Below are 12808 nucleotides of genomic sequence, written 5' to 3'. Positions count from 1 at the left end.
CCCCCGGACCCGCCCCACCCCCCCCGGGCCCCCTCCCCCCCCCACCCCCCCCCCCCCCCCCCGCCCCGTGGGGGGCGGGGCCCGGGGGGGGGTAACCCCCGGGCGCCCCCCGCCGGCCGTGCCGGCGACGATCCGGGTCATTCGGATTCGCGCCCGCCCAGTTCGATCAGCAGATCACCACCCTCGACCTGCTGCACCTGGGTGATGGCGACCCGGCCCACCACTCCGCCGCGCGGCGCGGTGATGGCGGCCTCCATCTTCATGGCCTCGATGGTGGCGATCGTATCGCCGGCGGCGACCCGATCCCCCTCGGCGACGGTCAGGGTGACGACGCCTGCGAAGGGCGCGGCGATATGGTGCGGATTGTTCTTGTCGGCCTTCTCCGCGGCCGGGATCTCGCTGGCGATGGACCGGTCCCGGACCGAAACCGGGCGCAACTGCCCGTTGAGAATGCACATCACCGTTCGCATACCGCGTTCGTCGGGTTCGGAGATGGCTTCCAGCCCGATGAGCAGGATGACGCCCTTCTCCAGCTGGACCCGGTGCTCCTCGCCGTGGCGCAGGCCGTAGAAGAACTGATTCGCCGACAGCCCGGTCGTATCGCCGTATTTCTCACGGTGCGCGAGGAATTCGGCGGTGGGGCCCGGGAAAAGCAGCCGGTTGAGGGTCGCGCGGCGCTCCTGGGAGGTGCCCGCCAGCCCGGCCTCGTCCTCGGCCGTCAACGGGGTCTCCGGTTTGGCGGCGCTGCGTCCGGCGAGGGCCTTCTCCCGGAACGGTTCGGGCCAGCCCCCGGCGGGGGTGCCGAGTTCGCCGCGCAGGAAACCGATCACCGAATCGGGGATGTCGTAGCGACCCGGATCGGCGGCGAAATCCTCGATCTCGACACCGGAGCCGACCAGCGACAACGCGAGATCGCCGACCACCTTCGACGACGGGGTCACCTTGATCAACCGGCCCAGCAACCGGTCGGCGGCGGCGTATTTCGCCTCCACTTCCTCGAAACGGTCACCCAAACCGAGGGCGATGGCCTGCTGGCGCAGGTTGGACAGCTGACCACCGGGGATCTCATGGGTGTAGACACGTCCGGTCGGGGCGGGCAGCCCGGATTCGAACGGCGCGTACACCTTGCGCAGCGCCTCCCAGTAGGGCTCCAGATCGCAGACATTGCCCAGGTTCAGGCCGGTGTCGTACTCGCTGTGTGCGGCGGCGGCGACGATCGCCGAGAGCGCGGGCTGGCTGGTGGTACCGGCCATCGCCGCGGACGCACCGTCCACCGCGTCGGCACCGGCCTGCCACGCCGCCAGGTAGGTAGCGAGCTGACCGCCCGGGGTGTCGTGGGTGTGCACATGGACGGGCAGGTCGAAGTTGCTGCGCAGGGCGGTCACCAGTTTCGCCGCCGCCGGGGCGCGCAGCAGGCCGGCCATATCCTTGATCGCCAGCACATGCGCGCCCGCGTCGACGATCTGCTCGGCCAGTTTCAGGTAGTAGTCCAGGGTGTAGAGCTTCTCGTCCGGATCGGTGAGATCGCCCGTGTAGCTCAGCGCGACCTCGGCCACCGCGGTACCCGTCTCCCGGACCGCATCGATCGCCGGACGCATCTGGTCGACATTGTTGAGCGCGTCGAAGATCCGGAAGATATCGATTCCGGTTTCGGTGGCCTCGGCGACGAACGCCCGGGTCACCCGCTCCGGATACGGCGTGTAGCCGACGGTGTTGCGGCCGCGCAGCAGCATCTGCAGGCAGATGTTCGGAATCGCCTCGCGGAGAGCGGCCAGCCGCTCCCAGGGATCCTCGTACAGGAATCGCAGCGCCACATCGTAGGTCGCACCGCCCCAGCATTCGACCGAGAGGAGTTCGGGGGTGAGCCGGGCGATATGTCCGGCGACATCGAGCAGGCCGTTGGTCCGTACCCGGGTCGCCAGCAGCGACTGATGGGCGTCACGGAAGGTGGTGTCGGTGACTCCGACGGCTTTCTGATCGCGCAGTGCGCGCGCAAAACCTTCCGGCCCCAGGGTCAGCAGCTTCTGCCGCGAACCGTCCGGCGGCGGGACCGACAAGTCGATCGCGGGCAGCTTGTCGTGCGGGTACACCGCGGTCGGCCGCGCACCGTGCGGTTTGTTCACGGTGACATCGGCCAGGTAGTTCAGGATCTTGGTGCCGCGGTCTGCGGGTTCGCGCAGGGTGAGCAGCTGGGGGCGTTCGTCGATGAACGCGGTGGTGACCTGCCCGGCCTTGAAATCGGGGTCGTCGAGCACCGCCAGCAGGAACTGGATATTGGTGGTGACACCGCGGATCCGGAACTCCATCAGCGCGCGGCGCGCCCGTGCGACCGCCGCCGGGAAGTCCCGGCCCCGGCAGCTGAGCTTCACCAGCATCGAATCGAAGTACGCGCCGATCTCGGCGCCGAGGTTCGCGCCGCCGTCGAGCCGGATACCGGCGCCGCCGGGCGTACGGTACGCGGTGATCCGCCCGGTATCGGGGCGGAAACCGTTGGCCGGGTCCTCGGTGGTGATCCGGCACTGCAGCGCGGCGCCGCGGATGGTCACCTCGTCCTGGCTCAGGCCCAGATCGTCCAGGCTCTCCCCGGCCGCGATCCGCAACTGTGATTGCACCAGATCGACATCGGTGATCTCCTCGGTCACCGTGTGCTCGACCTGGATACGGGGGTTCATCTCGATGAAGACGTGGTTGCCGCGCTCGTCGAGCAGGAATTCGACGGTTCCCGCGCAGCTGTAACCGATCTGCCGGGCGAACGCCACCGCGTCGGCGCAGATCCGGTCCCGCAGTTCCGGGTCCAGATTCGGGGCGGGCGCCAGTTCGATCACCTTCTGGTGCCGCCGTTGCAGCGAACAGTCCCGCTCGAAGAGGTGCATCACATTGCCGTGGGTGTCGGCGAGAATCTGCACCTCGATATGACGCGGGTTGACCACCGCCTGTTCCAGGAAGACCGTGGGATCGCCGAACGCGGATTCGGCCTCCCGCGAGGCCGCCTCGATCGCCTCGCGCAACTGTTCGCGCGCCTGCACCCGGCGCATACCGCGGCCACCACCACCGGCGACCGCCTTCACGAACACCGGGAACTCCATGGATTCGGCCGCCGCGAGCAGTTCGCCGACATCCGCGGAAGGGGCACTGGAATTCAGGACGGGCAGTCCGGCCGCCTTCGCCGCCGCGATCGCGCGGGCCTTGTTACCGGCCAGTTCCAGAACTTCGGCCGACGGACCGATGAAGGTGATCCCCGCCCGCGCACAGGCCGCGGCCAGATCCGGATTCTCGGAGAGGAATCCGTATCCCGGATAGATCGCGTCGGCGCCGGCGGTCTCGGCCGCCTCGATGATCGCCTCGACCGAGAGATAGGCGCGGACGGGATGTCCTTCCTCGCCGATCTCGTATGCCTCGTCCGCCTTCAGGCGGTGGACCGAGTTCCGGTCCTCGTGCGGGAAGACGGCAACCGTTCCGATACCGAGCTCGTACGCCGCGCGGAAGGCTCGGATGGCGATCTCGCCGCGGTTGGCAACCAAGACTTTCGAGAACATTGACCCAACGTACCCGGCGCCACATCCAGGATCGACACCGAAGTCCACTTCGCAGAATCTTCACAACGGGGCATTACACGGTTGCGAAACCTTGGTCACCCTGCCGTCACATCTCACCGGCGACCACGGGCGATTGTGCGGTCACCCGGAGCGGGCCAACTCCGGGCAATCTTCGCAGGACGGTTACACCGGGCCCGGTGACACGGGCACACTTCGCTGCGCAGCAGGTCCCACTGCACTCGGCAGCAAGGTCGCGCTGCATTCCACGGGCGGGTCGCACTCCACGTCGTCGACAGGTCGCACTGCGCACGGCAGAAGAGCGGCAGCGCCCTCGGCGGCGCCTGACTCCACTTCCTGTGGCGGCATTGTCGTCGTCGCCGCGATCGCCCGGAGATCGGTAGCCCGACCGGCACGACTGGCGGGCGATCGCGGTGCCTGCACCCAGCGACCGGGCTATGGTGGATGACGCAGCTGGTTCGCCGGCCGGTCGACCCGGAGCCCCGGACGATCGCCCCGGCGTCGAAACCCGTACGAGGCGGGTGAGAGGGAATCCGGTGGAAATCCGGAACTGTCCCGCAGCGGTGAGCGAGAACGAACGCTGTCATCAGCACTGGGCGCACAGCCTGGGAAGCGACAGCCAGTAGGTCGGCCGCACGGCCGGAGCCCGCGAGTCCGAAGACCTGCCGGTTGTACCGGGTACGCCGTATCCGGTGGCCACCGCCTCGAGGATCAGGCGTCGCGGTCCACCAGTGCTGAAGCACCTCCCGCCCGCGCGGTGGGTCCGGAGTTCTCAGTGGTGTCCGTGCACCCACGTAAGGCGTTGGCCGGTCGAAACGTCAGCACTGGAGATCACCGTGACTGCAATTTCGCACAACCCGTTCACCGCAACGGTTCTCGGTCTGCCACGGGTGGGCCCACGCCGGGAGCTCAAACGCGCGACCGAATCCTATTGGGCCGGGCGTATCGATGCCGATCGGCTCCGCGAGACCGGGCGGGCCCTGCGCCGCGACCAGTACGCCGAGCTACAGGCCGCGGGCCTGGATTCGATCCCCGTCGGCACCTTCTCCTACTACGACCAGATGCTGGATACGGCCGTGCTGCTGGGTGCACTGCCGCCGCGAGTCGCCGATATCGCCGATCCGCTGGACCGCTATTTCGCCGCGGCCCGCGGAACGGATTCGGTGGAACCACTGGAGATGACCAAGTGGTTCGACACCAACTATCACTATCTGGTCCCCGAGATCGGCCCGCACACCTCCTTCACGCTGCATCCGGGCGAGTTACTGGCTCAGCTTCGCGAGGCGATCGAAATCGGCGTTCCGGCGCGTCCGGTGGTGATCGGCCCGGTCACCTTCCTGAAACTGTCGAAATCCGCGGGCACCGCCGCGCTGAAACGCATCGGTGAGCTGATCCCGCTCTATCGGGACCTGCTCGCGCAGCTCGCCGCGGCGGGCGCGGACTGGGTGCAGCTGGACGAACCCGTGCTGGTCACCGACCTCACCGCCGCGGAACTCGCGGTGGTCCGGCAGGTCTACACCGAGCTGACGGAGCCGGCCGACCGCCCGGCCGTACTGGTCGCCACATACTTCGGCAGCCCCGGCCCGGCGCTCGACGCGCTGGCCGGCACCGATGTGGAAGGACTCGCGATCGACCTGGTCGCGGGCGGTACGGTCGACGAGCCGGCCGCCATTCCCGCCTTGGCGGGCAAAATGCTGGTCGCCGGTGTCGTCGACGGTCGAAATGTCTGGCGCACCGACCTCGATCGAGCCCTGTCCACCCTCGCGACGCTGCTCGGCAGCGGGAAATCGGTCGCGGTCTCCACCTCGTGCTCCCTCCTGCACGTGCCCTACACCCTCACCGCGGAAACACACCTGGACGAAGCCCTGCGCTCGTGGCTGGCCTTCGGCACCGAGAAGGTCGCCGAGGTCCGGGTGCTGGCCACCGGACTGAACACCGGCACCGAGGCCGTCGCGACCGAACTCGCGCAGGCCCGCGCGGCGACCGCGAGCCGCCGGTCGGATCCACGGATCGCCGACTCCCAGGTGCGGGGCCGCCTGGCCGCCCTGGGCCAGGACGCCGCCGAACGCGGTCCCGCGGTGCAGCGGCGGACCCTGCAGCAGGACCGGCTGCAGCTACCGCCCCTGCCCACCACCACGATCGGCTCCTACCCGCAGACCACCGCGATCCGGCTGGCCCGGGCAGCGCTGCGAAAGGGCGAGATCGACCGGGGCGAATACGAGCGCCGGATGCGGGCCGAGATCGCCGAGGTCATCGCCCTTCAGGAGAAACTCGGCCTCGACGTGCTGGTGCACGGCGAACCCGAACGCAACGATATGGTGCAGTACTTCGCCGAACAGCTCGACGGTTTCGTGGCCACCGAGATGGGCTGGGTCCAGTCCTACGGCACCCGCTGCGTACGCCCACCGATCCTGTTCGGCGACGTCTCCCGGCCCGCGCCCATGACGGTCGACTGGATCGCCTATGCCCAATCACTCACCGACAAACCGGTCAAGGGCATGCTCACCGGGCCGGTTACCATTCTGGCCTGGTCGTTCGTCCGCGACGATCAGCCGCTCGCGGAATCCGCCCGCCAGGTGGCGCTGGCCATCCGGGACGAAACCGTCGACCTGCAAAATGCGGGCATTCGAATCATCCAGGTGGACGAACCGGCGTTGCGCGAACTGCTGCCACTGCGCACGGCCGCCCAACCGGCCTATCTGGAGTGGTCGGTGGGCGCGTTCAGGCTGGCGACCTCCGGGGTCGCCGATTCGATCCAGATCCACACGCACCTGTGCTATTCGGAATTCGGTGAGGTGATCGACGCGATCGCCGGCCTGGACGCGGATGTGACCTCGATCGAGGCGGCACGGTCACATATGGAGGTCCTCGACGATCTGAACGCCGCCGGCTTCGATGCGGGAGTTGGCCCCGGCGTCTACGATATCCATTCACCGCGGGTGCCGAGCGCCGAGGAGATCACTGCGGCGCTGCAAGCGGCACTGAAAGCCGTTCCCGCAGAAAGGCTCTGGGTCAACCCGGACTGCGGTTTGAAGACCCGCGGTACCGCCGAGGTCGAAGCGTCACTACGCAATATGGTTGCCGCCGCGCAACAGATGCGCTGACCGGATACCGCCCGGCCCGGGTCGCGCTCGGAAAGGTGGTCGACCCGGCCGAGGCGGAGGAGTAACCATTCGGTCCGGTCGCCGCCGCGCGTATCGTGCGCTGATCGCGAACCAACTTCTCCGGCCCGGGCCTCCCACAGTATTTACGGCCCGGCCGGAGTCAGCCCTCCAGCTCGCCTGCCCCGGACTCGCGGCGCTTCATCCGTTCGGCCGCAGCACATTCCGGGCAATGTCGCGTGATCCGCAACACCGGACGGACCCCTCGCTGCGGAACCGGCGATCGCCGCCGGACCGCACGGCACCCTTGCTCTGGTCTCATACCGCCCAACCCTTTCCCTCGCCGTTGCTCTGTGCCAGATTTGACGCCGCCGGGTACACACCGGTTCCCTCATGCCACAACAAATTTCGCCGGCACCCCGCTACAAGAAGGCACGCGAGGTGTCCGGCCACCTTCGACGGGCCCGAGAAGTCACCGCAGCACCCGGGCCCGGTGGCCTGTCCGCGTGTTCAGGATTTCGCCAGGTACTCCAGCCGTTCCGAATCGACGGCGGCATGCATCATCGCCGCCAGACCCGGGTGCCGGGCGAGGCCGGGATCGTCGGCGACCAAGGTCCGCGCGAGTTCCTGGGCGGTGGTGATGACCTCCAGATCGTCGAGTAGCGACAGCAGCCGCAGCGAGCGCGCGGTGCCCGACTGCGCGGAGCCGAGCACATCGCCTTCCCGCCGCTGCCGGAGATCGAGCACCGACAGCTCGAAACCGTCGGTGGTCGCGGCCACCGCCTCCAGCCGGGTCATCGCGGGCCCACCGGGCGCCGCGTCGGTGATCAACAGGCACAGGCCGGCATGTTTGCCGCGGCCGATCCGCCCGCGCAACTGGTGCAGCTGACTCACCCCGAAGCGGTCGGCGTCCACGATCACCATCACGGTCGCGTTCGGCACATCCACACCTACCTCGACGACGGTCGTACAGACCAGCACGTCGATATCACCGGCATTGAAATCGCGCATCACCTGATCTTTTTCATCGGCGGGCAGCCGTCCGTGCAGCAACCCGACCCGCAGTTGCGCCAGCGGCCCGGTGCGCAGCCGGTCGAAGACGTCCAGCACGGACTGGGTGGTAGGCGGTTCCTTCCCGGAATCCGCGGCGCGTGCTTTTCCGCCTTTTCCACGGGAACCGCCGCCGTCCTCGTCGTCGCCGATACGCGAGCACACGACATACGCCTGTCGACCGGCCGCCACCTCCTCGGCGATCCGTTCCCAGGCCCGATCCACCCAGTTGGGGTGTACACGCCGCGGAACCACCTTCGATGCGATCGGTGAGCGTCCGCGCGGCAGCTGGGTGAGGGTGGAGGTCTCCAGATCACCGAGGGTGGTCATGGCGATGGTGCGCGGAATCGGGGTCGCGGTCATCACCAGAAGATGCGGGGAAATCCCGTCTTTTGCTTTGGCGCGCAGCGCATCTCGCTGCTCGACACCGAAACGGTGCTGTTCGTCGACCACCACCATGCCCAGATCGAAGAACTCCACCGAATCCTGGATCAGCGCATGTGTACCGATCACGATCCCGGCCTCCCCGGTCACCGCCGTGAGCAACGCCGCCCGCTTGGTGGCCGTGGACATCGATCCCGTGACGAGGGTGATCCGGGTCGCCTTCTCGGCCGCACCGAGTTCCCCGGCCTGGCCGAGATCGCCCAGCATCCCGCACAGCGACCGGTAGTGCTGGGCGGCGAGGACCTCGGTGGGCGCGAGCAGCGCGCACTGCTGGCCCGCGTCGACGACCTGCAGCATGGCGTGCAGGGCGACGATGGTCTTACCCGAGCCCACCTCACCCTGCAGCAGCCGGTGCATCGGCTGCTCCCGGGAAAGGTCGGCGGAGATTTCCGCGATCACCTGACGCTGCCCCTGGGTCAATTCGAACGGCAACCGCTCGTCGAAGGCGGCGGCGATACCGTCCGGGCGCGGTGGGCAGGCACGAGCTGTCCGGCCGGATACCTCGTGCCGCCGTTCGGCGAGTACCAGCTGCAAAGCCAGCGCCTCGTCGAATCGCAGGCGTTCCCGGGCCCGCTCGATATCGGCCTGGTGCTCCGGCAGATGGATCAGCCGCAACGCATCGCCCACCGGCATCAGCGCCCGCTCGTCGCGCACATCGGCCGGCAGCGGATCCTCGACCGGGTCGAGTTGATCGAGCACCTGCCGGACACACGCCAGGATCTCCCAGCTCTGCACCTTTGCGGTGGCCGGATACACCGGGATGAACTCGCGCTCGAAGAACGACATATCCACCCCGCCCGCGCCTTTCGCGCTCTGCGCGATCCCCCGCAGGTCCCCGCCACCGCGTACCGTGGTCAGCGTCGGTTCGTCGCCGTCGGACTCCGGCAGGATCAGATACCCGGGGTGGCTGAGATTCCATTGGCCGGGCCGCCAATAATTCACGGTTCCCGACATCATCGCCCGGGCGCCCTCGCGGACCGCGTATTTCACCTTGTCACCGTTGAAGAAGGTGACATCCACCCCGCGACCGGATCCGGTATCGAGCACCACCTTCAACAGCGAGCCGCGCCGCTGCCGCATCGGCCGCAGTTCGGCCTTGGTGATCCGCCCGATCACCGTGATGTGCGCACCGTCCTCGGGCGCTTCCTCGGTGAGCGGCTGGCCCTGAGTGGCATACCGCAGCGGATAGTGCCGCAACAGATCCTCCACGGTGCGCATATCGAACGCATCCGACAGCGACCCGGCGGCCTTCGCCCCGAGCACGTGGTCGAGCCGATCGCTCAAGGTAGCCATATCACTCCGCTCACTGCCGCCCTCTCACTCCCGCCGGATTCGACCGTCTGCTCTGTGACGCGGCCACCGGTCCGGCTCCATAGTGGGTCACGATCCGGCGCTCCGCGATCGACGCACCCCGGGGCGGTGGCGTCGACCGAGTTCGCCGCGATACCACCGAACCCGCTCCACGCGGCGGCACCATGACGCCCTGCACCATCTGGAGACACCGATACCGTTGCGCTCGGGGTCGCCGATTGCGCCGTTCCGCCGGGTTTCGCTCGCCCACTCGGCTCACAATCCACGGTTCGGCTCCGCGCGGAACCGGCCGGTTCGCTCCGCTCGGCGCGGGAATCGCCGTCCTCCCGCCACCACCGGCACCCGGTCCGACGCCTGCTCATTCCACACCGATCTGGATCAGATCCCCGCGCTGACCTCCGGAATACACCGAGACCTCGACACCGGGGAATTCGGCTCCGATATGCCGCGCGAGATCGGCGGCCAGACCGTCCGGAGCGGCCGCGCCGACCAGGAGGGTCACGAGTTCACCGCCCAACCCCAGCATCCGGTCCAGCAGAGTTTGCCCCGCGGCGTGGGTATCCCGGTCGATCACGACCACATCGTGGCCGACCAGCCCCAGCCCGTCGCCGGGCGCGCAGGTTCCGACCATGGTCAGCGCGCGTTCCCCGGCCCGGCGCAGCGCACCCCAACGGGTACTCGCGGCGGCTTCCGACATGGCGAAGGCATCGTCGACCGCTATCCGCGCCCGGTCGTGTACCGCCATCGCCGCCAGCCCCTGCACCATGCTGGCGCTGGGCAGCAGCAGGACATCGCGGTGCGCGTCACGGGCCGCGACCCCTATCGCGACCAGTTCGTGCGCCGGCAAGGCCCCGTTCGGCAACACCAGTACCTCCCGATGCGGCATCTCCCGGATCGCCGCGAGCAGCGCCGCGGATTCCAACGCCGGTTCCGCGTCCAGCACCACCGCACCGGCAGCCTCGAAGAGGCCCGTCGCCCCCGCCCCGGCCGCCACGGCGAGGACACCGCGGTCGATCGCCATCCGGGAGGCGGCAGAGCGCGGGCCACGATTCATCCCGGCCGCATCAGCGTTATCCGCCCGCACACCACCGGCCGCATCCGGCGCAGCCGCAGCCGGCCGCGCGCCATCACAGCCCGGGCCCGCCGCGGCAACGTCGACTTGCACCCCCCGACCGGCCGCGTCCTGCCCTGCCGAACCCGCCTGCACAGCCCGACCGCCCGTGCCCGCACCGCCGATACCCGCGTGCGCGTCACATCCGGCCGTCTCCGCCTCGGCACCATCCGTCGGCGGCGCTACCACAACGGAGTCGGACACCGAATGCTCCGCTGAGCCACTGTCGGAGTTCGTGCCCCCGGACGTGGTCTGCCCGGCCACACATCGGCCCTCGGGACCGGCAGCGATATGACCGGGCCGGCCCGCAGGGGCTCGGGATTCGGCAAGGTATTCGATCCGGATATCCCGTACAGCCCCCGCAGCAATGCCGGCTTCGACCGCGGCCCCGGCCTCCGCACAGTGGACATGAGTCGTCCATCCGCCGACACCATCGGCCGCCACAACGACGGAATCCCCCAGTTGCGCCAGCCGCGAACGCAACTCGGCGGCCCGGCGGTCGTCGGCCTCGGCGATCCGGAACATCACCTCGTAGCGCACCGGCTCCGGGACGGCCTGCCCGCGGCCGGCGCTCGAGGTCTCGGCCGCCGGCGGGTATTCACCTCGAACGGGCGTCTCCCCGGTCACCACGGCGACCATCGTGTCCAGCAACACCAGCAGCCCCCGCGCGCCTGCGTCCACCACCCCGGCCGCACGCAGCACAGCCAGCTGGTCACGGGTCTGTTCCAGTGCCCGCGCCGCGCCCTCGGCCGCAGCGCGAGCCACCTGGGCCAGCTCGGACCCGGCGCATTCGCGGGCCGCGTCGCTCGCCCGGGCGAGCACGGTGAGGATCGTTCCTTCCACCGGCTCACTCAAACTGTTCCGGACCAGCTCCGCTGCCCGCGCGAGTCCGTCCCGGTAGGTCTCGCCGGTCAGTCCGCGGTCCACGGTGCATTCGGCGATACCGCGCAACACCTGGGACAGGATGATTCCCGAGTTACCCCGCGCCCCCGAGGTCGCTCCCCGCGCCATCGCCGCGGCGTACGGATGAACCTGCTCTACCGGCCGACAAGCGCGGTCCACTGGTCCGCCGGCGATCCCGCCCGCGGCCTCGGCAACACTGTCCATGTCTGCCCCGGCTGTGTCAGCCGCTACCTCAGCTGCAGCAGCTTCCGCCTCCAGCACCGCGGCGCGCATGGTCGCCAGGAGATTGCGCCCGGTATCGGAGTCCGGGACCGGGAACACATTGAGCCCGTCGATCTCCGCCCGCGCCCGCTCCAACGCGGCGACACAGGCGCGACCCCAGCGAAGGAATACGGATCCGCCCAGATCGGCATCGTAAGCACCGGAATCAGTTGGCCGCGTAGCCCGTTCACCCGCCACCGGTGCGCCGTCGAGCCGCGGGCACAGACCCTCCGGAGCGCCGTTCACCTGCCGGGTTTCGGGCACCGCCACCTCGTTCCTGGTCATCGGATTCTTCGCCCGCCAGATTAGCGGGGGTGCCCGACATCGCGTATCGGTGCACACGAGCCGGAGGCGGACGGCGGCGGACTCGGCCGACGGAATCCGAGTCCGCCGGGCGGCGCCGGCACCGGGCGCACGGGGACACCGGGATCCGCCGAAGCCGGCCGAACGCGGATCCGGGCAGACGGCACCGAGGCGATGGGTTCACTGTGGCGGACCGGGGACCCCGGTCTCGCGGGGCGGGTTCACCCCGGTTTTGTGGATCATTGCGGGTCGGGCTACTCTTGCAGGGTTGCCTGGCGCGATCGGATCGGTCTGCGCTTCCCGGGTTTGCCCGGCGGGCAGGAAGACATTGTTCTCGGATCCGCCTCCGTACCGGTGGCAGGTCCCTCTGAAGACATGAAGGAGTTCGCGACTATGGCTGCCGTCTGCGACGTCTGCGCCAAGGGCCCCGGCTTCGGGAAGTCGGTCTCGCATTCGCACCGGCGCACCAACCGTCGCTGGAACCCGAATATCCAGACCGTGCGTGCACAGGTCGCCCCGGGTAACACCCGCCGGATGAATGTGTGCACCTCCTGCCTGAAGGCCGGCAAGGTCGTCCGCGGCTGAGCCGTACCGATCGCCGGTGGTCGAGCCGCGGCGGCTGTGCAGTACGAACCGCTGACAGGTCTCTGCCTCGGGCACAATGAACTGAACACGACCTTGCCCCGGCGGGGCGATTACCCCCCGGGCAAGGTGGTGGGGTTTACCGCTAGGGGGGGGACCGATAGATAAGAAACGTGAGGAGGGGGTGG

General features: G+C 69.0%; 5 protein-coding genes and 1 riboswitch. Of the genes, 2 read left to right on the top strand and 3 right to left on the bottom strand.

Annotated features, from left to right (window positions below; genetic code table 11):
- Positions 1-137: 137 nt before the first annotated feature.
- Entirely contained in the window at positions 138-3536 is a 3399-nt protein-coding gene (locus tag QH195_RS17510; RefSeq protein ID WP_280436188.1) for a pyruvate carboxylase, read from the bottom strand.
- A gap of 509 nt (positions 3537-4045) precedes the next feature.
- Positions 4046-4238, top strand: a riboswitch (cobalamin riboswitch).
- A 152-nt stretch (positions 4239-4390) separates the two neighbouring features.
- On the opposite strand from QH195_RS17510, the gene metE reads away from it, so the two are divergent.
- The gene (metE, locus tag QH195_RS17505) at positions 4391-6658 is read left to right on the top strand and encodes a 5-methyltetrahydropteroyltriglutamate--homocysteine S-methyltransferase (RefSeq protein WP_280436187.1); all 2268 of its coding nucleotides are present in this window, start codon (positions 4391-4393) and stop codon (positions 6656-6658) included.
- Positions 6659-7165: 507 nt separating this feature from the next.
- On the opposite strand, the gene recG is transcribed toward metE, so the two are convergent.
- Complete coding sequence (gene recG, locus QH195_RS17500) at positions 7166-9442, bottom strand: ATP-dependent DNA helicase RecG (RefSeq protein WP_280436186.1); 2277 nt, start codon at positions 9440-9442, stop codon at positions 7166-7168.
- A gap of 376 nt (positions 9443-9818) precedes the next feature.
- Complete coding sequence (locus QH195_RS17495) at positions 9819-12020, bottom strand: DAK2 domain-containing protein (RefSeq protein ID WP_280436185.1); 2202 nt, start codon at positions 12018-12020, stop codon at positions 9819-9821.
- Positions 12021-12431: 411 nt separating this feature from the next.
- Here QH195_RS17495 and rpmB point away from each other — a divergent pair, with 411 nt between their 5' ends.
- The gene (gene rpmB, locus QH195_RS17490) at positions 12432-12623 is read left to right on the top strand and encodes a 50S ribosomal protein L28 (protein WP_011210730.1); all 192 of its coding nucleotides are present in this window, start codon (positions 12432-12434) and stop codon (positions 12621-12623) included.
- Positions 12624-12808: the final 185 nt, after the last annotated feature.

It is taken from the genome of Nocardia carnea, assembly GCF_029868855.1.
GTDB classification, from domain to species: domain Bacteria; phylum Actinomycetota; class Actinomycetes; order Mycobacteriales; family Mycobacteriaceae; genus Nocardia; species Nocardia carnea_A.
Note: the sequence above shows the minus strand (reverse complement) of the source record. Positions and strands in the feature narration are given on the sequence as shown.